The 20363-nt window shown below is 70.6% G+C and carries 18 protein-coding genes; 10 read left to right on the top strand and 8 right to left on the bottom strand.

Features of this window, described 5'->3' with window-relative positions:
* The 8 genes from CA12_RS16250 to CA12_RS16220 all read right to left on the bottom strand — a co-directional run bounded on the left by CA12_RS16250 (position 1) and on the right by CA12_RS16220 (position 7080).
* The gene (locus CA12_RS16250) at positions 1–279 is read right to left on the bottom strand and encodes an acyl carrier protein (protein ID WP_145360076.1); all 279 of its coding nucleotides are present in this window, start codon (positions 277–279) and stop codon (positions 1–3) included.
* Complete coding sequence (locus tag CA12_RS16245; protein ID WP_145360075.1) at positions 276–1493, bottom strand: polysaccharide biosynthesis protein; 1218 nt, start codon at positions 1491–1493, stop codon at positions 276–278. The genes CA12_RS16250 and CA12_RS16245 overlap by 4 nt, the downstream gene beginning before the upstream one ends.
* Positions 1494–1594: 101 nt before the next feature.
* Positions 1595–1741, bottom strand: coding sequence for a hypothetical protein (locus CA12_RS22200; protein WP_165700806.1), 147 nt, complete (start codon positions 1739–1741; stop codon positions 1595–1597).
* A 43-nt stretch (positions 1742–1784) separates the two neighbouring features.
* A complete protein-coding gene (locus CA12_RS16240) occupies positions 1785–2696 on the bottom strand; it encodes a phytanoyl-CoA dioxygenase family protein (RefSeq protein ID WP_145360074.1) in 912 nt (303 codons plus the stop codon).
* 405 nt (positions 2697–3101) lie between these two features.
* On the bottom strand, positions 3102–4037 hold the full coding sequence (locus tag CA12_RS16235) for a hypothetical protein (protein ID WP_145360073.1): 936 nt from the start codon (positions 4035–4037) through the stop codon (positions 3102–3104).
* Positions 4038–4079: 42 nt separating this feature from the next.
* Positions 4080–5279, bottom strand: coding sequence for a class I SAM-dependent methyltransferase (locus tag CA12_RS16230; protein WP_145360072.1), 1200 nt, complete (start codon positions 5277–5279; stop codon positions 4080–4082).
* Positions 5276–6067 (bottom strand): hypothetical protein, encoded by a 792-nt coding sequence (locus CA12_RS16225; RefSeq protein WP_145360071.1) that lies wholly within the window; start codon positions 6065–6067, stop codon positions 5276–5278. Before CA12_RS16225 ends, CA12_RS16230 begins: the two co-directional genes overlap by 4 nt.
* The gene (locus tag CA12_RS16220; protein ID WP_145360070.1) at positions 6064–7080 is read right to left on the bottom strand and encodes a glycosyltransferase family 2 protein; all 1017 of its coding nucleotides are present in this window, start codon (positions 7078–7080) and stop codon (positions 6064–6066) included. Before CA12_RS16220 ends, CA12_RS16225 begins: the two co-directional genes overlap by 4 nt.
* Before the next feature lie 975 nt (positions 7081–8055).
* Between CA12_RS16220 and CA12_RS16215 the strand changes: the two genes are divergently transcribed.
* The 10 genes from CA12_RS16215 to CA12_RS16170 all read left to right on the top strand — a co-directional run bounded on the left by CA12_RS16215 (position 8056) and on the right by CA12_RS16170 (position 20361).
* Entirely contained in the window at positions 8056–8442 is a 387-nt protein-coding gene (locus CA12_RS16215; protein WP_145360069.1) for a hypothetical protein, read from the top strand.
* A gap of 202 nt (positions 8443–8644) precedes the next feature.
* On the top strand, positions 8645–9001 hold the full coding sequence (locus CA12_RS16210; RefSeq protein ID WP_145360068.1) for a heavy-metal-associated domain-containing protein: 357 nt from the start codon (positions 8645–8647) through the stop codon (positions 8999–9001).
* Positions 9002–9081: 80 nt separating this feature from the next.
* A complete protein-coding gene (locus CA12_RS16205) occupies positions 9082–10242 on the top strand; it encodes an ABC transporter permease (protein ID WP_145360067.1) in 1161 nt (386 codons plus the stop codon).
* A 97-nt stretch (positions 10243–10339) separates the two neighbouring features.
* Positions 10340–10873: a hypothetical protein gene (locus CA12_RS16200; protein ID WP_145360066.1), complete on the top strand. Its 534-nt coding sequence runs from the start codon at positions 10340–10342 to the stop codon at positions 10871–10873.
* Positions 10874–10913: 40 nt separating this feature from the next.
* Positions 10914–12476, top strand: coding sequence for an efflux RND transporter periplasmic adaptor subunit (locus CA12_RS16195; RefSeq protein ID WP_145360065.1), 1563 nt, complete (start codon positions 10914–10916; stop codon positions 12474–12476).
* Between the two features lie 41 nt (positions 12477–12517).
* Entirely contained in the window at positions 12518–13252 is a 735-nt protein-coding gene (locus tag CA12_RS16190; protein WP_145360064.1) for an ABC transporter ATP-binding protein, read from the top strand.
* A 60-nt stretch (positions 13253–13312) separates the two neighbouring features.
* Positions 13313–14455, top strand: a complete 1143-nt coding sequence (locus tag CA12_RS16185; protein ID WP_145360063.1) for an ABC transporter permease — start codon at positions 13313–13315, stop codon at positions 14453–14455.
* Between the two features lie 205 nt (positions 14456–14660).
* On the top strand, positions 14661–15128 hold the full coding sequence (locus CA12_RS16180; protein WP_145360062.1) for a hypothetical protein: 468 nt from the start codon (positions 14661–14663) through the stop codon (positions 15126–15128).
* A 183-nt stretch (positions 15129–15311) separates the two neighbouring features.
* Complete coding sequence (locus CA12_RS16175) at positions 15312–17027, top strand: cation:proton antiporter (protein ID WP_145360061.1); 1716 nt, start codon at positions 15312–15314, stop codon at positions 17025–17027.
* 133 nt (positions 17028–17160) lie between these two features.
* On the top strand, positions 17161–20361 hold the full coding sequence (locus tag CA12_RS16170; RefSeq protein ID WP_165700805.1) for a DUF1553 domain-containing protein: 3201 nt from the start codon (positions 17161–17163) through the stop codon (positions 20359–20361).
* Positions 20362–20363: the final 2 nt, after the last annotated feature.

Raw genomic sequence — 20363 nt, 5'->3', positions numbered from 1 at the left:
TCAGATCCCTGCCCGCTTGGATTCCACAAATTCGGCCATCGCGGCGACCGAGTCGAAGTGCTCGCCGACCACGTCCTCGTCCGCGATCTGAATTTCAAATCGACTCTCCAGAAAGCCGACGAGATCGAGAATCCCGAGCGAGTCGACGGCTCCGCTGTCCAGCAGGGAATCGTCGTCGCTGAGATCCCGCTGGGCGGCGAGCGGGAACTGCTCGTGAACGAACGCGCGGATCGCGGGGGCGGGATGCGCGGCGTCGGGACTTGCCTGAGAAGCGGTCATGCGTGCGGGGCCGGGGGGGCGGTGAGACGGAGGAACGGAACGGCGAGGGCGGCGGCGGAGACGGCGCTGCCGATCGCGACGGTCGCCGCCGCTCCCGCCGCTCCGTAGAAGATGGTGAGCGGAACGGCGGCGACGACCGTCGCCAGCAGCCCGGCGAGCATTGCCCGAAACCCGAGTTCCGGCCGGTCGATTGCGGAGAGTCCCGCCTCGAAGGCGGTACTCAGGGACCACGCCAGCGGAGCCAAGCCCAGCAGCAGGATGACGGGCGCCGCCGAGGTGAAGCTCGACCCGTACACCAGGCCCAGCAACGGTTCGGCGGCGAACAGCAGTCCGAACCAGAACAGCCCCGTGAGCCCCGTCAACGCGATCGCGGTCTGCACCGTCACCCCGCGGACCGCCGCCGGACCGCCGGACCGTCGAGCGGCGGCGGTTTGGGCGACCAACAGGCTGCCCACGGCGAGGATCAGCGGATTGCAGAGCAGCACGACGTTCTGCGCCGCCGCGAACCGGCCGGTCGCCGCCATTCCGACCGCTGCCGCGAGGATCCAGTGCGGGGCGTTGCCACAGGCCTGTCCGCACAGTTGAGCGGCGAGGATCCAGCGGCCGAACCGCCAGCTCCGCCGCCAGTCCTCGCCGGCCCGCCCCCTTGCGAACCGGAGCGAGGCCCGCGCCCGCGCCAGCCAGATCGCCCCCGCGACGGCCGCCCCCGCCCCGGTCGCCGCCAAGGCGGTGAGGGCGGTGAGCCGCCCGGTCGCCCACAGCCCCGCCAACGCCCCCAGTTGCATCGCCGCCAGACCGCAGTCCACCGCCAGGGCAGTGCGGAGGTGCAGGTGAGCGAAACTCATCCGGCGGGCGAACTCCCAGAGCAGGGAGAGCGGCGTGACGACCGCCAGCGCCGCCAGCACGGCCGCGGCGGCCGTCGCCCCCGCCGCCGCGGCCGCGGCGGCGGCGATCAGCAACGCGGCCGCCAATCCCCCGCCCAGCCCGACGTGTTGCAGCAGGGCGCTGCCGGCGTAGCCGGGATCGGCGTCGCCCTCCCGCAGCACGGTGTAGGGCTTGGTCACGATCGCCTCCTGCGCCACCCCGGCGAAAATCAGTCCTGCCGCCGCCAAAGCGTAGACGCCCAACTCCGCCTCTCCGGCCGCCCGCCCCACGGCCACCGTGGTGACGAACCGCGTCCCGCTCACCACCCCCTGATCCAGGATCGCCAACACCGGATCGGAGACGGCACGCGCCAGCAGCGACCGTGCCGCCCCGCGGCGGAGCGAGGGCGCGTCATGAATCGCTTCGGTCGCCGATTCGGAGAGCCTTGCTGTCACGACGCCGTGTCCCGGCCGCAATCTGCCCGGGCGAAGCCGCGGTCGGCCTGCGCCTTCACGCTGCCCAACCGCAGCGCAGCGTCGCAGGCGCGGCGGGAACCGCGAGGGCGAGCGGTCGGCGGGCCGGTCGGGGCGTCGGGCATGGCGGCGGCACTGCGGGGAACGGGAACGCGACGGGACGATCGGTCAGGCGGCGGTCGCGGGGGCGGCCCAATCCGGCCGATCCTGCGCGTAACGGGCGATCAGCTCGTCGGGCAGGTGCGAAAAGTCTGCGGCTCGCAGATAGTCCATCGTCGTGGTGCCCCCGCAGGCGCTGTCTACGTTCGGCGCCCCGCGACCGGCTTCCAGGTCGTCCCGGTTGACGGTGCGGAAATCGATGCTCAGTCGCGTGCGACCGGTCTCGTTGGGGACCGTCGAATGCAGGTGGGCCGCGCTAAACACGATCAGTCCGCCCGCCTCCGGGACCAGCCGCAGGGCCGGCTCCAGTTCGAGTTCCTCCAGCGCCTCGGATTGCACCCGGGTGTCACTTTTTCCCTGGTCGTGGGCCGCCTTCCGCCCGCCGGTCTGCCAGTCCTGATAATTAAACTCCGCGGACGAGTTGCGGATCGCCCGGTCCCAGTAGTGCGGGTGGAAAGCCATCCCGTTGCCGGCTTCCATCGGGTACACGGGCAGCCACCAGTTCAGTTGGCACTGCGGCGGGGAGTACCAGGTGTCTCGGTGCGGCTTGAACGCGTAGGCCAACCCGCTGGTCAGGTAGCCGTGCGAGGTCGCCGTCCGCAGTCGGGGCACGTCCGTGTAGGTGCGGTCGAGATCGCAGCCCGCTGCCCGCAGGACGTCCCGAATGAGGGTCTTGCTGTCCGGGTGGTGAATAAAACTCGGTTTGAGGTCCTTCAAGACGGCGTTGTACTCTTCCACCGACAGCGCGTGTTGGGCGTCCCGCGGGTCGTGCGGGGCGAACGCTTCCTCCGACAGCGCCCGCGCAAAATCGCAGAGCGCCCGCGTCGCGTCGTTGGCGCCGTCGACGTAGATCGCCCCGGCGTACAGGTTCTCCCGGCGGCGCTCGTCGGGGTGGTCGGCGTTGAAGTAGACGTCCGTCATCGGGGAACTGTCATTTATGGGTTCGCGGAAAGCCGTTCCGCAAGGAGATTGTGCTCGAGCCGGCCCGCCGCAGCCTCACGGCGGGGGGAACGACGGATTTTATCGCGCCGCACTCGCCGGCCGCGATCGCCGACGGTCCAAGAACGCGGACATCCATTGCACCGCCCGTGGAGCGGCGGCGCCCCCCTCAGGCGTTGCAGCGGCGGTCAGCGGCGGGGCGGCGATAACGGGGGGCACGGACAGACGGACGGCACGGACAGACGAGGGGGCCGGACAACCTAGAACACGCCCCCCGGCACGGCGGAAGGAAAACCGGTTCCCTGGACGAACGACGCCGACGAAGCCGGTCGCACCGTTTCGATTTTCGCGAAGCGGGGCGGAGCGACGTCTGCCCGGGCCGCTGCGTCAGGCCGGTTCGGCGTTGGAGGACAGGCCGAGCAGGCGGCGGCCCCGCTCGGTCACCTCGTGCGTCAGGTCCGGCAGGGTGGTCAGGGCCAGCAGCGTCACGTCCGAATAAAGGTTGTCGATCCGCTCCGGCGGAACGTCGTCCGATTTATAAAGGGCGTTCGCCGGCGCCCAGAACCGAACGCCTCGCCGGAACCGCGTCCCTGGGAACAGCCGCGTGTCGATCGCCGCAAAGCGGGCCTGGTAGCGCTCCAGCAGAGCCGCCCGAACCGCCGGCTCCCGCTTCAGGAACAGCTCCCGGTCGCTGACGTGGTGGACGTGAACGTAGGGCAGCCGGTGCCGTACCACGTGGCTGTGCAACACGAGGCATCGTTCCCCGCCCACCTCGACGAGCAGCGGCTCGACCGGGTAAGGCCTGTGGTCCGTCAGCAGGCGACGTTCCGTTTCGGGGAGCCGGTCGACCATCTCGTCCGCATCAAACGACAGGGTCGCCCCCGCCGGCAGTCTCCCGTGACGTCCCGGCGGCGCAAGGATCGTCAACTGCGAACTGAGGTCGCGAAATCCCAGCCGCCGCAGCACCGCTCGCACCCGATCGCCCGGTGTGAAGTGGGTGATTGTGTACCCGCGGAGTCGTGTGATCGGCCGCAATAACATCAGGCTATGCCCGCGGCGATCCTTCCGAACCCACCAGGTGTGGAGGTTGCAGAACCGTTCCTCCCGCCCGTTCACGATCCGTCTGCTAAAGATCATCCCCAAAAAGCCGATCGCCTCGTCCCCCTCCAGCAGGGCGTACCCGGCGTGGCCCTCCGGCTTCTCCCAGGCGTAGTCGAACACCCGCCGCCACTCCGACTCCCCGGACAGCGGGTCGTCGTCGTGGAGAAACGCCGTGTAGAGCTTCGGGAACAGCTCCGGAGTGATCGGTTCGAGCGTCGCCATGCCGGGGCGTGCGGGGAGCGGGGGCGTGGGTTCAGGCGACGGTCAGGCGACGTGGAACTCGCAGGTCACGCCCAGTTCTTCCGCCCGGGCGCGGATCTCCCGCTCGTACAGGGCGTTGGAGAGGACGATCGCGTCCGGCGGGTTCGCCGCGAGGGCTTCGGGCGGGACGATCGGGTGCCCGGTTCCGGGCAGAAACTTGCCGTGCTTGTCCGGGTTGGAATCGACGACCGCTTCGACCACGCCGTCCCCCGGTCCCGCGAGCGGCAGGGAGTTCAGGAACGTCACCCCTTTACCCGCCGCCCCCCAGAACGCCGCCGTCTTGCCCGTCGCCCGCCATTCGGCCAGCCGGGCGGTCCATTCGGCGTGCCTGGCCCGGTAAGTCTCGCGGAACTTCGCCAGTTCCGGCGGCAGGCCGTCCGGCTCCAGGTCCTGCGGCGGGTCCGCGGGGGCGGGACCGGCGACCGCGTCGACGTAGGCGTATTGGTCGCCGGCGTAGCAGTTGCCGGCGTCCGTCACCGTCAGTCCCGCATGTTGGAACAACGCGGCCAGGGACGCGGCCCCAAACAGGTTGCACTGCTCGTAGTGGACGCTCCAAATCTCCCCGCGACCGAGCGCCCGGCGGGCGTCGAAGGTTTCGAAATACAGCCCGCCCGCCCGCCCGCCCGCCATCTCCCGCACGGTCTTCAACAACCCCGCCGGCTGGGGGACGTGTTCGAACGCCGACAGGCAGGCGACGAACTCGACCGGCGGATCATTCACGCGGCGGGCAGTTCCCTCGTCGAAGTAAGCCCGGATCAGCTCGACCGTACCGTCCCCGGCCAGCTCGCGGCCCTCGCGGGGGGCGGTCGGGTCGACGCCGACCCCGTGCAGCCCGGCCCGCTCCGCCAGACGGGTCAGGAAGTAGCCGTCGCCGCAGCCGATCTCCAGCGCCCTTTTGCCGCGCAGGTCGAACCGGTCGATGAGCCCGTCGATCAGTCCGTCGAGATAATCGCGGAAGGTCGCGGAATGGTGCAGCGCGACCTCGTACCCCGGCCGATACCCGAGTTTCGCCGGTTCGAACGATCGGTTGTGCACCAGCCCGCAGCGCCCGCAGTGGGCGAGCGTGATTTCGCCGGTCGGCAGGGCACGGGCCTGTTCGGCGGTCTCGCCGAAAATGCCGACGTGCACCGGCTGGCCGGTCGCCTCGAACAGGTCGGTCAGCCGGTCCGAGCCGCACCCGGGACAGCAGCGGGCATTGGTCATTCGGTCAGGAGTTCGTCAGCGGGGCCGGTCCGGGCGAACCGGAGGACAATTGAACCGGCGGCCATGGCGAGATAATCCAGTTCCGCCGCCAGGAACAGCAAGACGCCGAGCATTTCCAGCGACTCTTCCACCGCTTGCACCGCGATATGAGCCGGCGAGGCAATGCCTTCGGCCTCGGTGGGGTAGGAATCGACCACGGCGCCGGCGGCCATCTCCATCCCGACCGCTCCCGCCACAAACGTCCCGCCGGCCAAGATAAATCGCCACCGCGTGCGGGCCGGCAATCGCCAGAGGAAGCGGGCGAAGAGAGCGCAAACGCCCGCCACGAAGATCAGCCCCGGCACGACCCAGGTGAAGTAAAGGACCCCGCCGCCGTCGAGCGCCTCGTGCGTCACGCCGTCGGCCATCTCATGGATCATCACCGCCTCGTCCAGCGCCAGGCCAGCGAACAGCGCCGCGAGCAGCCCCCACCAGAGTCGATCCTCCCGTACGACCCGGGCGATCAGCGCCGCCAATGCCCCGCAGGCCAGCAGGGCCAGCGACGAGTACCACGCCGGCAAGCTCGGTTCGTGCCCCAGGTCGAACCGCCGGGCCACCCTCGCGAGGCCGTCGTCCGGATGATCGGCGACCTGATAGATGATCCAGTCCGCGGCCGTCCCCACCGCCGCGACGACGACGACGACCGCCAGCAGCCACCGAACAATCCGTCGGGGATCGACGATCAGAACGACCGATTCCGGCGGGGCGGCCGCGACCGGCCGATCAGACGGCGGAGCGGTGAAGTTCATCGATCGGACTCCTCGACGGAGCGCGTGCGAGAGGCCGTTCGGCGGGCGGCCACCTTGCGGAAGGTGTCGTCGCCGACGCCCCGGCCGGCCGCCGCGGACTTCAATACCCGGCCCCACTTGCCCACCTGCCCGACGTAGAGCCCCAATGTGGTGAAGCAGTGGAATCGGTCGGCGGCGGACAGGTCCGCCCGCCGCACCGCGGAGGCGTACCCCCGCAGCAGGGCCAGACGGGTGGACGAGAACTTCCCGGCTCCCGCCGCCGCGCGGGCGAAGGTGCGTTCGGCGTCCGCCCCGCCGAGGTTGCTCGCGGCGTCAGCGTGGATCCGCTGCGAAAAGAGCACCTCCGGAATCTCCGCGAACCGGCCGTGCAGGGCGAGATCGGCCATGAGCACTTTCTCCGCCCCGAAGAACGGCGGCAGCAGCGCGGTTCTCCGGAGGGCGTCGAGGCGAATCAGGCCGTAGCTGTCCGAACACCAGGTCGTCCCCAGCACGACCGCCCGAAATCGCCGCCACGCCGCCGCCGCGGTGCGGTCGAACCGCATGCCGGTGGCGCCGACGCGGGTCAGGCTATGGTTCGGCTCGCCGGCGGGGATGGCGGGGTCGTCCTGGGCCGCGATCGGGTCGCCGTCGCCGTCAATGTGACGGGTCAGCGGGTGGCACCAGGCGAGGGCGCCGTCGCCGTCCAGCCGTTCCACGCAGCGCTCAAGAAACGTGGGCGAGCACAGGTCGTCGGAGGCGGCCCACTTGAAGTAGCACCCGCGGGCGGCACGGGCCAGACGGTTAAAGTTCTCGATAGCCCCCACGTTTTCCGACAGTCGCTCGTAGCGCACGCGGTCGTCGCGGGCGGCCGCGGCGCGGCAGAGGGCCTCCGTGCCGTCGGTCGAGGCGTTATCGGAGATCACCAGCTCAAAATCCCCGAACGTCTGCCCCAGCAGGGAGTCCAGCGCCTCGGGGAGATAACGTTCTGCGTTGCGGACCGGCATCCCGACGACCACGGGCGGGGCGACGCTCATGCGATTCCCGCCAGCCGGCCGACGGGAACCGCGGCGCCGGAGCCGAGGGAGCGATTTTCAGTTACGACGCCCCGTCGTAGAGAAAAGGGGAATTTCGCCGCCGCCGGAGCCGGCGAACGTACCTGACGCAGACGGTCGCCGCCGTGTGAAAATTGACGGTCCGCGGTCATCAAAAGCCAGAGGATTCAGGTCGGAGCCCGCACCGCGCACGGCGTTGGCAGTGGACTCAGAAAATCCTAACTGCCGAAGGAAGCAGCCGCGCGGGAGAGATCGGGTTCGTCGTCCGAGATCGATGCCAGTGCTGCTGTGACTCTCTCGCCAACCGGCACATCCCCTTCAATCCGCGGTCCGGCATCCAGTCCGGAGCGTGCGGTTTAACGCGGGCGTGACCCGCGATCGTGGGCTCATCCGAGTGCAGCGGACCTGAGCCGCCTTTCGCGGGTGCGGCGACGAAGCCCTGCTCGGGACCGTCAGATAGATCAATTTTGTCTACCCGCTGCAGACATCGACGCACTCGGCCGCCGTGGGTTCTCCGCCACGACCTGCAGGCCCCCAGCCGAAGGCTTCGGGGCGACCGATTAGGGCAAGAAACAGATCCGCTAGGTTCCGGCAGTGTGCGGGGCAATTTCATATCGAGGGGCCCGCTGTGTGTCGGCGGCTGCGGGGCTGTCGGACTGGGTCTCCAGACCAGCGACCGAACGCCTGCGAAATTCGAACTTTACGCCGGTGCGATTCGACCGGGGCAGTTCGTCCGGACGCAGCGAACGAAGACCCATTTTCATCGACGAGAGAGCTCATCGGGCGGAGTCCCCACGCCTCTACTGACCCGCCCCGGTTCGCCGGGGCGGGTTTTTTCTTGGGCTCCCGCAGTGGTCAATGCGGCGGCAGGCGGACGGGCCGGACGATTGCGCCCTTGCCCGCGTCGGTGTCGGCGGCGTAAGCTCGGGCGGTTCCCTTCCCCGCGTTTTGGACGGAATGTTTCGGTCGCTGGTCGCCGCCGCCACCCTCTGCGCCCTGTTGGCGTGCCCGTTCCGCTGTGCGGCGGGCGCCTGCGGCGATGCGGGGAGCGAAGCGACGCACTGCCCCTGCTGCCCGGTCTCTCCCGCTGACTGCGGCGACGACGGGCCGCAACCGAACGGCGACGATTGCGGCTGCCAGGGAATCTGCGGCGGCGCCGTGCTGTCGGATTCGCCGGACCTCGACGGGGTCGCGGCGCACGTCGGTCTGAGCACGGCCTTCTTCGAAGAATCGTTGCCGAAGCTTGGCGCTTGCCGGCCGGTGACGTACGCGGTCTCTGAGAGCCCGCCCGGGTTTGTCAGCGGAGCGGCGCTGCGCGTCCTGTTGTCGTCGCTGCTGAACTAGCGGCCCCGGGGCGTACCGTTCCGCCCCCGTGAGGGCGGGGGTTCGCCCGCACCTTCTTTCTCCGGTCCGCTGCTGCGGTCGGTTCCCCACTTCGGCGGCCCGTGTGCGGTCGTCGTTCCCGCGGGACGCTCTGTCCCGCCCCCCGCTCGACGATGCGTGTTGCGCGTCGAGATCTATCTTTCGCCCCTGAAAAGGAGTTCCCATGAACGCCGCCCTCCCCACCCTGCGCGCCCTCTGCGGCGTCTTCTTGCTGACCGCCGCGACGACGGCGTCCGCGGCGCCCGAGAGCCCGGCGACGACCGCCGCCCCCGCCGCGACCGTTATCACCGTCGGCGAGATGTGCGGCGGATGCGTGAAGCGGATCGAAGCGACGCTGAACCCCGTCGACGGCATCGCCAAGGTGCGGTGCGACATCCAGAAGAAGACTGTCACGGTGTGGCCCGATCCGCAGGTGAAGCTCTCGCCCAAGTGGTTGTGGGAGGCGATGGAGTCGATCGGCAAGACCCCGGAGAAGCTGGTCGGCCCGAGCGGCACCTTCACTGAGAAGCCCAAATCCTGATCGGTTCCGCTCCCGGGGCGACGCACGTCTACGTCGCCCCGTTTCGGCCTCCCCTCTCCCGTCCACGAAGTCACCGCCGCATGACGCTCCGCCTGCTCCCGTGGGATTACGGCATTCGCAACCTGGCCCGGCGGCCGGTGCGCAGCCTGCTGACGCTGGCGGCGCTGGCCACGGTGGTGTTGTTGATGCTCGTGGTCGTGGGCTTCATCCGCGGCTTGGAGACGTCGCTGGCCGTCAGCGGCGATCCCGACGTGATGCTCGTCTATTCGCTGGGGGCGGAGGAGAACATCGAGAACTCCGCCGTCCCGGCCCGCACCGCCGGCGTCCTTGAAGCCAGCCTGAGCGGCATCCGGCAGCGGTCGGGCGTCGCCTACGTGTCTCCAGAGTTGTACTTCGGCACCCGCGTCGGCGGCGGAGACGTCACGTCGCTGGGGCTGGTCCGCGGGGTGACGCCCACTGCATCGCTTGTTCGCCGGTCCGTGCGGATCACCTCCGGCGCCTGGCCGGGGCCGGGCGAAATCCTCGCCGGGCGGCTGGCCCACGCCAAGCTCGGCGTGCCCGCGAACGCCCTGAGGCCCGGCTCAACGGTGACGTTCGAAAACCGCGATTGGACGGTCAGCGGCACGTTTTCCGCGGGCGGATCGGCGTTCGAATCGGAACTCTGGTGCCGGCTGCCGGACCTGCAGTCCGCCCTCAATCGGCAGGACCTCGGGCTGGTCGCCCTCACCCTCGCCCCCGACGGCTCCGCCGGGGAGATCGATCTGTTCTCCAAGCAGCGGAAGGACCTCGAGATCACCGCCACGCCGGAGACCGCCTACTACGGCGCGATGCAGACGCACTACAAGCCGGTGCGGATTCTCGCCTGGGCGGTGGTGGCGCTGGTCGCCGGCGCCGGGGCGTTCGCCGGGTTGAATATGATGTACGGCGCCGTCGCCGGGCGGACGCGGGAGATCGCCGCCCTGCGAGCGATCGGCTTCCGCCGCCGGGCCGTGCTGCTGAGCCTCATCCAGGAGGGGCTCGTGCTGGCCGCCGCCGCCTCGCTGCTGGCGGGGACTGCGGCGCTGCTGCTGATCAACGGGCTGTCGGTCCGGTTCACGATGGGCGCCTTCGCCCTGCGGGTGGACGGAACGACGCTGCTGATCGGCTGCGGCGTCGGATTACTGCTCGGCGCCGCGGGGGCCGTCCCGCCGGCCCTCAAGGCCCTGCGTCGCCCGATCGCGGAGAGCCTCAAAGCGATTTGACCTCACTTTTTACTGACCTTCACGGCTCGGCCCGGAGGCCGACCCGCTTCCCGCCGCCGCTGGCGGCTTCCCTCCCCTCCCTCCAGGAGAACCTTCGATGCTGAACCTCACCCACCACGCCGCCGCGGTCGGCGCCCTGTCCGTCGCTCTGCTCGCCGTCGGCTGCGGCGCCCCGGACGGGGACGCGCCCGTCACCGACGCCGCCGCCCCCACGGTGCAGAACGCCGCCTACCTCGCCCCGACCGAACCCGAAGGCGCGAAAGGCGTCGGCGCCGTCAAGGAGAGCGTCGAAGACGGCGACGAGGTGACCGTCGTCGGTCTGATCGGCGGGGACCGGGCCCCGTTCGTGGACGGGCTGGCCGCGTTCACGATCGTCGATCCCAAGGTGCCGTACTGCGCCGCCGACGAGGGCTGCCCGACGCCGTGGGACTACTGCTGCCAGCAGGACAAGGTGCCGGCGAACTCCGCCACGGTGAAGCTGATCGACGCCGACGGCAAGTTGGTCGCGGAGAACGCCCGGGACCTGCTGGGGATCGACGAATTAACCGAGGTCGTCGTCCGCGGCACCGCGGAGAAGGACGACGCCGGCAACCTCAGCGTGCTGGCCCGGCAGGTGTACGTGCGGAAGTAACCGCTGCCGTTCCCGTCCCGTTCCTCCCCCGAACCGCCCGATGAGCGACCTCGCCGAACCGCCGCTGGACTTGAGCCGCCTGGCCTTCGACCGCGCCCCCCAGGGGGCCGCGGCGAAGCCGAAGCGGCGGCAGAGCCGCGGTCGTCTGCTGGCCCGCGTCGTGCTGCCGGCGGTGGTACTCGGCGGGTTCCTGGCGATGATCGGCTGGGCCGCCCGCGATCTGTGGCGGACGGCGAAGCCGGTGACGATCGTCCCGGTGGTCGTGCGACAGGCGGAGGTGCGTCGGGCGGGCACGCCGCTGTTTCAGGCGGCGGGCTGGGTCGAACCGCGGCCGACGCCGACCTACGTCTCCGCCCTGAGCAGCGGGGTCGTGGAGGAGTTGCTGGTCGTCGCCGGGCAAGAGGTGGACGCCGGGGAGGTGGTCGCGCGGCTGGTGTCCGCAGACAGCGAACTCGCCGTGCGTCAGGCGGAGGCGGACCTGAGCCTTGCCGAGGCGGACCTCGCCGGCGCCGAGGCGGAACGCGCGGCGGCGGAGCAGTTGTACCAGCAGCCGTTCGCCCGCCGGGCCGCGTTGGCGGAGGCCGACGCCACGCTCGCCGAGGTGGAGGGAGAGCAGGACGCCCTGCCGGCCCGACTCGCTGCCGCCGAGGCCCGGCTGCGGTTCGCGGAGCAGAACCGCGACGGCCGTCAGGCCGCCCGGGGATCGGTCTCCGGCCGCCTGCTGCAGGAAGCCGAGAGCGAGGCCGACCGGGCCGCCGCGGCGCTGGCGGAACTTCGCAGCCTGCAAACCTCCCTGCCGAAGCGGGCGGAGGCTCTCCGTCGGCGCCGCGACGCGCTCGCGGAGCAGACGGAATTGCGGATTGAGGAATCGAACCGGCTCGCCGCCGCCGCCGCCGCGGTGCGGGCCGCCGAGGCCCGCCGCGGGCAGGCGGAGGTGGCCCTGGAGATCGCCCGGCTGCGGCTGGACCGGATGACGTTGAGGTCCCCGGCCGACGGCCGCGTGCTGGCCGTGCTGGCCCCGCCCGGTTCGTTCGTCACCGGACAGGAGGCCCAGTCCAACGCGGAAGGCTCCGCCGTGGTGAGCCTTTACGACCCTGCGATGTTGCAGGTGCGGGCCGACGTGCGTTTGGAGGACGTCCCCCGGGTCGTCCGCGGCCAGCCGGTGACGGTGGAGACCGCCGCCGCCGACGAACCGATCGCCGGCCGCGTGCTGGAGACGACCTCCGCCGCGAACGTGCAGAAGAACACCCTGGAAGTAAAGGTCGCCCTCGAAAACCCGCCGCCGGCCGTACGGCCGGAGATGCTCGTCAAAGCGACCTTCCTCGCCCCGCCCAGCGACGAGGAATCCGTCGGCGAGGAGCAGCGGGAACGTCTGCTCGTCCCCCGCCGACTGGTCGAGGGCGAGGGCGACGCCCGCAGCGTCTGGCTCGCCGCGGCGGGGAACGTCGCCCGTCGGCAGCCGGTCACGCTTGGCGAGGCCGGGACGGAGGAGCTGATCGAGGTGAGCGACGGCCTCCGCCCCACCGACAAACTGCTCGTCGCCGGCCGCGAGGGGCTGGAGGACGGCGACCGCATCGAGATCACCGGCGAGGACGCCGGCTGACCGGCCGGTTCCCCCACCCCATTCACACACGAGGCAGGTCCATGGCGTTAGTCGAAGTGCGCGGCCTGAAGAAGGCCTTCAAGAAGGGCGGCGAGACCGTCACCCCGCTGGCCGGCGTCGATCTGGACATTCATCAGGGGGACTTCGTCTCCATGATGGGTCCCAGCGGCACCGGCAAGAGCACGCTGCTGAACGCCGTCGCCGGCATCGACCCGCCGGACGCCGGCACGATCACCGTCGCCGGGACGGAGATCACCGCGATGTCCCGCACCAAGCTGGCCGACTGGCGGGCGGCCCACCTCGGCTACATTTTTCAGACGCATAACCTGGTGCCGGTGCTGACGGCCTACGAGAACGTCGAACTGCCCACCCTGCTGGCCTCGCTGTCGCGGACGCAGCGGCGGGAGCGGGTCGAGTTGGCCCTGGAAGCGGTCGGCCTGACCGACCGGGCGGATCACCTGCCCAAACAGCTCTCCGGCGGGCAGGAACAGCGGGTCGGCATCGCCCGGGCGATCGTGATGAACCCCACCCTCGTCGTCGCCGACGAACCCACCGGCAGCCTCGACGCCGCAACCAGCGAACAGATTCAGACCCTGCTCGTCCGGTTGAACGAGGAACTGGGCATGACGCTGCTGATGGTGACCCACGACGCCGCCGTGGCGAACCTCGCCGGCCGCCGGCTGCGGCTGGACGGCGGGCAGATCGTCGAACTGCCCGCCAAATCCAACGCCCGCCCCGCATCGCCGTCGCCGGCAGGCGGCGCGCTCGCTGCGTGACCCCCCGAGCACGCGCCGCCTAGCGGCGACGGCGAACCGAACTCCCCCTCCTGCGAATCCATGTTCAAGTTCCTCCCCTACGTCTTCAAAGGCCTGTGGCGGCACGGGATGCGCACCTTTCTGACTGCTGGCGGGGCGGCGGTGGCGTTGTTCGTGTTCTGCTTCGTCGCCTCCGTGCAGGAGGGTCTGAACCGCCTGACCGCCGGCGGGGACGCCGACCGCACGCTGATCGTCTTTCAGGAGAACCGCTTCTGCCCGACCAGCAGCCGGCTGCCGGAGGACTACGCCCGCACGATTCGCGCGGTGTCCGGGGTGCGGGACGTGATGCCGGTGCAGGTCTGGACGAATAACTGCCGGGCGAGCCTGGACATCGTCGTTTTCAACGGGGCGGCGCCGAAGCAACTGCGGGAGAACCGCGGACTGACGCTGCTCTCCGGCGACTGGGCGAGCTTCGAGAGCCGGCGGGATGCGGCGATCGTCGGCCGGTCGCTGGCCCGGCGGCGGGGGCTGGCGGTGGGGGACACGTTTTCGATCGGCGACCTCAGCGTGCAGGTGGCCGGGGTCTTCGCCTCGCCGGTCGCAGCGGAGGAGAACGTGGCGTTCACCAGCCTGGAGTTCCTCCAGTACACCCGCGGCCTCGACGCCGCCGGGCTGGTGACGATGCACGAGGTCGCCCTCGCCCCGGATGCCGACGCGGACGCCACGGCCCGCGAGATCGACATTGCCCTCGCCGCCGGCCCCGTCGCCACGACAACCCGCCGCAAGGGGGCCTTCCAGGCGAGCACGCTGTCGGATCTGGTGGACCTGATCGGCTTCGCCCACTGGCTCGGCTTCGCCTGCGTGGGCCTGGTGCTGGCGCTCGTCGCCACGACGACCGTGATGGCCGTGCAGGACCGGGTGAAGGAACACGCGGTGCTGCAAACCCTCGGCGTGCGGCCGACGCGGGTGTTCGGGTTGGTCGTCTGCGAGAGCCTCCTGATTTGCCTGCTCGGCGGTCTGGTCGGCACGGCCGCGGCGACGGCAATCCTGGCGTTCGGCGGGCTGGCCGTAGGCGCGGAGGGGGTGACGATCGCCTTCCGCCCGTCGCTGTCGCTGGCGCTGACCGCCGCGGGGGTCTCCGCCGCGGTGGGACTGCTGGCCGGGGTCATCCCCGCGTGGCACGCGGCCCGGACGAACATTGTCTCCGCATTGAATACGGCATAGGGGGTTCGGCTAGACATACGCCGTGATAATGACCTCACTCTGACAACATCCAATCCCATCCGCGACACTCTGCGTCGACATCGTGGATCGTCGTCCCATCTGCGATGACAGGGTTCGCAGACTGAAACTTGGCGCGCGACGTATGGCACAGCGAATGCACCCCAATAGAGCGTTGATCCACTCCCAACGTTTCAGGACCGCGACAATGCTCCGCTCGACCCTCACTCTCGCCGCGACCGCCGCTCTACTGGTCGCCGGCTCCTCCCAGGCGGACGCGGGCGATCGTTCGCGGGTCTCCTTCCAGCTCTCGCTCGGCAACGGCGTCGCCGCGACGTACGGCAACGGCTACGGCGGCGGCTATAACTCGAGCTACGGATCGAACTACGGCAATTACGGCCGCTCCAACCTCTACGGGAACTCCGGGCGGTACGGGTCGAGCTTCAGCCGGTCCCGCTTCAACAACGGCTACGGCTACGGCTCGAGCAGCCAGTTCGGCCGCGGCTACGGGCAGTCGGGCTACGGCCTCGGGAACTCGCACCACGGCTCCGGGCACGGCAGTGGGCACTATGATTACCACCCCACGATGGTCGTGCCGCACGGCAATCACCTCGACGTGATCCCGGGCCACTACGACTGGCACAGCGACCGCCGCGACCGCCACGACGATCACTGAGCCGTCCGCCGCCTCCCACGGCCCCGCCTAAAACCCGCCCCCGCCGACCCGGCGGGGGCGGGTTTTTGGATTTCTGAAGAGACGCGGGATGCGACGCCGCGGCAAACGGCGGACGCGGCGTCCGGGGCTTAGACTCCCCCGGAACGCCCTGCGGCTTCGCCGCGCGACTCGCGAAAGACGTGTGTGGACCTCTGGTTGCTGCTGAGGGATATCGTCGTGCTGCTGGCGGGCTCGCTGCTGGTCGGCGGGATCTTCGCACGGTTTGGACAGAGCCCGATCGTCGGCTACCTGCTCGCCGGCATGCTGCTGGGCGGGCCGGGCAGCGTCGGGGCCGTCACCTCGCAGCATGAGATCGAAGCGGTCGCCGAGTTGGGCGTCGCGCTGCTGCTGTTCAGCCTGGGACTGGAGTTCTCCGTCGCCCGGCTGCGGAAGCTCGGGCCGAAGCCGCTATTGGGCGGGGCGGTCCAGGTGGTCGTGACGGTCCTCGTCACCGCCGCGGCCGCGTACGCCTTCAGTCCGTCGGTCGCGGCGGCGGTCGCCTTCGGAGCGATGGTCGCTCCCAGCAGCACGGCGGTGGTGCTGCGGATCCTGATGGAACGCGGCCAGATCGATATGCCGCACGGCCGTAACTCGTTGGGCGTGTTGCTGACGCAGGACATGGCCGTGGTGCCGCTCGCCCTGCTGATGACCGTCCTCGGCGCCGGCGGGAGCCTCCGGGAGATTGGCGAGGAGGTGGGGCGCCTGTTCCTCGTCGCGGGCGGTCTGACGGCGACCCTGTACGTGCTGACGTCGGTGGCCGTCTGGGCGCTCGGCCAGCTCACGCTGCGGCAGAACCGGGAACTGACCGTCGGCTTCGCCGCCGTCGCGGGGCTCGGGGCCGCCTGGATCTCCCACGCCGCGGGCATCTCCCCGGCGTTGGGGGCCTTCGTCGCGGGGATGATGCTGGGCAGCAGCGACTTCGCCACGCAGATCCGTGCGGACATCTCGCCGTTGCAGGTCATTCTGCTGACGCTGTTCTTCGGCTCGGCCGGGATGGTCGCCGACCCGATCTGGATTCTGTCGAACTGGTACGTCGTCGCCGCGGTCGTGGCGGCGTTGACGGTCGGCAAACTGGCAATTGTCTGGGCGATCTTCCGGGCCTTCGGCCAAACGAACCGCACCGCGGCCGCGACCGGGCTGGCGCTGGCCCAGGTGGGCGAGTTCGCCTTCGTGCTCGGCAGCGTCGGCCGGAGCGGCGGGGTGGTTTCGGCGGAGATGTATTCGCTGGTGGTCTCGGCGGCGATCGTCTCGTTCTTCGCCAGCGCCTTTCTGGCGCCCGCCGCCCCGCAGTTCGGAAACTTCGTCGCCGGGCTGCTGGGCGACCGCTCTCCAGACTTCGACGCCTCGGCGGACGAGCCTCTGCCGCCGGAGGTGGCGATTATCGGCTTCGGCCCCGCCGGCCGCATTGCCGCCGGGCCGCTGATCGACCGCGGCGTGCGAACGACGGTTCTCGACCTGAACCAGCACAGCGTCTGGGACGCCCGGCGGCTGGGGTTCGCGGCGGATCTGGGCGACGCGACGCAGGCGGAGGTCTTCGACCACGCCGGGCTGCACAACTGCGAGGCGGTCGTCATCACGATCCCGCACCACACCGACGCGCTGATGATTATTCAGCGGGTCCGGGCCGCGGCCCCGCAGGCTCACATCATCGTCCGCAGCCGTTATCAGGTGCACGAAGACGCCTTCACCGCCGCCGGCGTCGACTCGATCGCCGGGGACGAGAAGGCCGTCGGCCAGCGCCTGGCGGTCCACCTGCGGCTCTGGATGCGGAAACGGAACGCCCGACGATCCGCGGCAGCGGCGGAGCCGGAGCCGCCCACGGGCGACATCGAACCGGGCGCCGTCTCCCTCGATCCCTGAGGCAACCGGTCCGCCGACGGCGCGGCGATCGACCGGCCTCGCCCGATGCGTTCGCCGATCAGGTCCGATCCCGAATAGGATGGGACGCGGCGGAGTCGCCGCCGGGTCCCGTTTCTCTCAGCGAAACACCGTCATGCCGCAGGCGCCGTCCGCCATCGTGGCCGCTCTGACGCTGTTCGTCTCCGCCGCGGGAGCGGGGGAGCGGCCGATCTCCTTCAACCGGGACGTGCGGCCGATCCTGTCGGATCGGTGCTTCCACTGTCACGGCCCGGACGCCGCGAATCAGGCGTCGCCGTTTCGGCTCGACACCCGGGAGAACGCCCTCGCCGACCTCGGCGGGTACGTCGGCGTCGCCCCGGGCGACCTCGCCGGCAGCGAACTGCACGCCCGCATTCACGCCGACGACTGGTCGAAGATGCCGCCGCCGGACTCGAACCGCACGCTGACGGACGCGGAGCGGGCCGTGCTGGACCGCTGGATCGAAGCCGGTGCCCCGTTCGACGCCCACTGGTCCTTCAAACCGCTGCCCGCCGCCGTGGCAGCGCCCGAGGCGGGCGCCGGATGGGCGGTTTCGCCGCTGGATCGCTTCGTCGCCGAGGAACACTCGTCCCGGGGGCTGACGCCGACGCCGCCCGCGCCGCCGGAGGCGTGGCTGCGACGGGTCACGTTCGATCTGACCGGGCTGCCGCCGACGTTGGCGGAGCTGGACGCGTTTCTCGCCGCCTTCGCTGAAGAACCGGACGCCGCCAGGACCGCGGCGGTCGATCGACTGCTCGCCAGCGACGCCCACGCCGAACGGCTGACGGCGGAGTGGCTGGACGTGGCTCGCTACTCCGATTCCTATGGCTATCAGCGGGACGACGAGCGGTTCGTCTGGCCCTACCGCGACTGGGTCCTGCGGTCGTTCCGCGACAACTCGCCCTACGACCGATTCCTCACGGAGCAGCTCGCCGGGGACCTGCTGCCGGACGCGACGCCCGACCAGCAGCTCGCGACGGCGTTCAACCGGCTGCACTCGCACAAGAAGGAGGGCGGCTCGCCGCCGGAGGAGTTCCGCGTTGAGAACGTCGCCGACCGCACGCACACCGCCGCCGCGGCGTTCCTCGGGCTGACGATGGAGTGCGCCCGCTGTCACGACCACAAGTACGACCCGATCACGCAGCGGGACTACTACGCCCTGTCGGCGTACTTCGGCAACGTGGCGGAGCGGGGGCTGATTTCGTTCTTCACCGCCGCCGTCCCCACCCCGGCGATGAACTGGACGACGGCGGAGCAGGCCGCGGAGATTCACGCCGCCCGGGCCGCCGTCGCGGATCTGGAAACCAGACTGGACCGAGTTTGGGCCGACGCCGACGGTGAGTTCGCGGCGTGGCTCGCCGCGCGTCCGGACCGGCTGCCGACCGTCGAACCCGCCGCCAGCCTGTCGTTCGAAGCGTTCGCAGAGGTGGCCGCCGAGCAGGCCGTGAGCGACTCCGGTGGGAAGCTCAACCCCGCAGAAGCGGCCGGGCTGTCGAACCCGGCGGGCCAGCCGGCGGTGACGCCCCGGGCGAATCGACTGGTCGACGGCCGCGTCGGCCGGGCGCTGGAACTGACCGGCGACGACGCCGTCGTGCTGCCGGGCGCCGGACATTTCGAGCGGCACCAGCCGTTCTCCTTCGCTCTCTGGATCAGGCCGACGGAACTGACGGAGCGGGCGGTGATCGTCCGCCGCTCCCGCGGCTGGGACGACGCGGGGTCGATCGGCTACGAGCTGACGAAGCGGGGCGATCGACTCGCCGTGCGGCTGGCCCACTTCTGGCCCGGCGACGCGATCGGCCTAGAGACGACCAAGCCGCTGACGGTCGATCGTTGGACGCACGTCGCCGTGACCTACGACGGCTCCAGCCGGGCCGCCGGGCTGCGGTTGTTCCTCAACGGCGAGCCTGCGGAGACCGTCGTCACGGCCGACCGCCTGACCCGCACGATCACGCAATGGAGCGGCGGCTATCCCGATCTGGCGATCGGCTCCCGCTACCGCGACCGCGGCTTCAAGGACGGGGCGGTGGACGAGTTCCGCCTGTACGACCGCACGCTGTCGCCGCTCGAGGTGCGGGGGCTGTTTGACCCGGCGGCGGTCGAGCCGCTGTTCGCCACGCCGACGGAAGAACTGAGCGACGACCAGCGGTCCGCCCTGCGAGAGTTCTTCCTCGCCACGGCCCACGAACCGAGCCGCGAAGCCCAGACGGCCCTGACCGCGGCCCGGCAGCGATTGGGGGCGGCGGTCGACGCCACGCCGGCGATCACGGTGATGCGGGAGCAGGAGGGGCCGGCGTCGGCGTTCCTGTTGAACCGCGGGGCCTACGACCAACCGGGGGAGGCGATCGCGGCGGACACCCCCTCCGCCCTGCCCCCCTTCCCGGCGGACGCCCCGCGGAACCGGCTCGGGCTGGCCCGCTGGCTGACCGAGCCGGACCACCCGCTGACGGCCCGGGTGGCGGTCAATCGGTATTGGCAACTGATGTTCGGCCGCGGGCTGGTCAGCACGCCGGAGGACTTCGGCAATCAGGGCGAGCCGCCCTCGCACCCGGAACTGCTGGATTGGCTGGCCCGCGACTTCGTGGAACACGGCTGGGACGTGCGGCGGTTACTGCGGACGATGGCCCTCTCGGCGACCTACGCCCAGGACAGCGTCGTCTCCCCCGAGAGCCGCGACCGCGACCCGGAGAACGTCTGGCTAACCCGAGCGAGCGGGGACCGGCTGTCGGCGGAAATGATCCGCGACAACGCCCTCGCCGTCAGCGGGCTGCTGGAGCGCCGCGTCGGCGGGCCGCCCGCGAAGCCCTACGACCTGGCCCTGGCCTACACGCCGCTCCAACCCGACGACGGCCCCGGGCTCTACCGCCGCAGCCTGTACACCTTCTGGAAACGCACCGCCCCGGCCCCGGTGATGCTGGCGATGAACTCCGGCCGGCGGGAGGTCTGCCGACTGCGGCGGGACGTGGTCCAATCCCCGTTGCAGGCGCTCGTCCTGCTGAACGGCACGCAGTTCGTCGAGGCCTCCCGCGTATTCGCCGGGCGGTTGCTGCGGGAGCACGGCGACGACACGGACGCCGCCGCGGCCGCGGCGTTCCGCACGCTCACCAGCCGCGTGCCGACCGACGCGGAGGCCACGGTGCTGCACGATCTGTTCGAGGACCAACAGGCCCGCTACGCCGCCGACCCGGCCGCGGCGGAGGAACTGCTGAACGTCGGTGCCGCTCCGCGGTCGGCGGATCTGCCGCCGGCCCGGCACGCGGCGCTGACGGCGCTGGTCAACGGCCTGCTCAACCTGGACGAAAGCGCGAGGCGACCGTGACG

Origin of the sequence: Alienimonas californiensis, from assembly GCF_007743815.1 — a bacterium.
GTDB lineage: Bacteria > Planctomycetota > Planctomycetia > Planctomycetales > Planctomycetaceae > Alienimonas > Alienimonas californiensis.
Note: the sequence above shows the minus strand (reverse complement) of the source record. Positions and strands in the feature narration are given on the sequence as shown.

Bases quoted from the DNA above. Each gene is read 5' to 3' on its own strand.
- CA12_RS16210 (WP_145360068.1), top strand. From the start codon at position 8,645: ATGAACGCCGCCCTCCCCACCCTGCGCGCCCTCTGCGGCGTCTTCTTG.
- CA12_RS16200 (WP_145360066.1), top strand. From the start codon at position 10,340: ATGCTGAACCTCACCCACCACGCCGCCGCGGTCGGCGCCCTGTCCGTC.
- CA12_RS22200 (WP_165700806.1), bottom strand. From the start codon at position 1,741: ATGCCCGACGCCCCGACCGGCCCGCCGACCGCTCGCCCTCGCGGTTCC.
- CA12_RS16220 (WP_145360070.1), bottom strand. From the start codon at position 7,080: ATGAGCGTCGCCCCGCCCGTGGTCGTCGGGATGCCGGTCCGCAACGCA.
- CA12_RS16250 (WP_145360076.1), bottom strand. From the start codon at position 279: ATGACCGCTTCTCAGGCAAGTCCCGACGCCGCGCATCCCGCCCCCGCG.
- CA12_RS16225 (WP_145360071.1), bottom strand. From the start codon at position 6,067: ATGAACTTCACCGCTCCGCCGTCTGATCGGCCGGTCGCGGCCGCCCCG.
- CA12_RS16195 (WP_145360065.1), top strand. From the start codon at position 10,914: ATGAGCGACCTCGCCGAACCGCCGCTGGACTTGAGCCGCCTGGCCTTC.
- CA12_RS16235 (WP_145360073.1), bottom strand. From the start codon at position 4,037: ATGGCGACGCTCGAACCGATCACTCCGGAGCTGTTCCCGAAGCTCTAC.
- CA12_RS16190 (WP_145360064.1), top strand. From the start codon at position 12,518: ATGGCGTTAGTCGAAGTGCGCGGCCTGAAGAAGGCCTTCAAGAAGGGC.
- CA12_RS16215 (WP_145360069.1), top strand. From the start codon at position 8,056: ATGTTTCGGTCGCTGGTCGCCGCCGCCACCCTCTGCGCCCTGTTGGCG.
- CA12_RS16240 (WP_145360074.1), bottom strand. From the start codon at position 2,696: ATGACGGACGTCTACTTCAACGCCGACCACCCCGACGAGCGCCGCCGG.
- CA12_RS16170 (WP_165700805.1), top strand. From the start codon at position 17,161: ATGCCGCAGGCGCCGTCCGCCATCGTGGCCGCTCTGACGCTGTTCGTC.
- CA12_RS16180 (WP_145360062.1), top strand. From the start codon at position 14,661: ATGCTCCGCTCGACCCTCACTCTCGCCGCGACCGCCGCTCTACTGGTC.
- CA12_RS16185 (WP_145360063.1), top strand. From the start codon at position 13,313: ATGTTCAAGTTCCTCCCCTACGTCTTCAAAGGCCTGTGGCGGCACGGG.
- CA12_RS16230 (WP_145360072.1), bottom strand. From the start codon at position 5,279: ATGACCAATGCCCGCTGCTGTCCCGGGTGCGGCTCGGACCGGCTGACC.
- CA12_RS16205 (WP_145360067.1), top strand. From the start codon at position 9,082: ATGACGCTCCGCCTGCTCCCGTGGGATTACGGCATTCGCAACCTGGCC.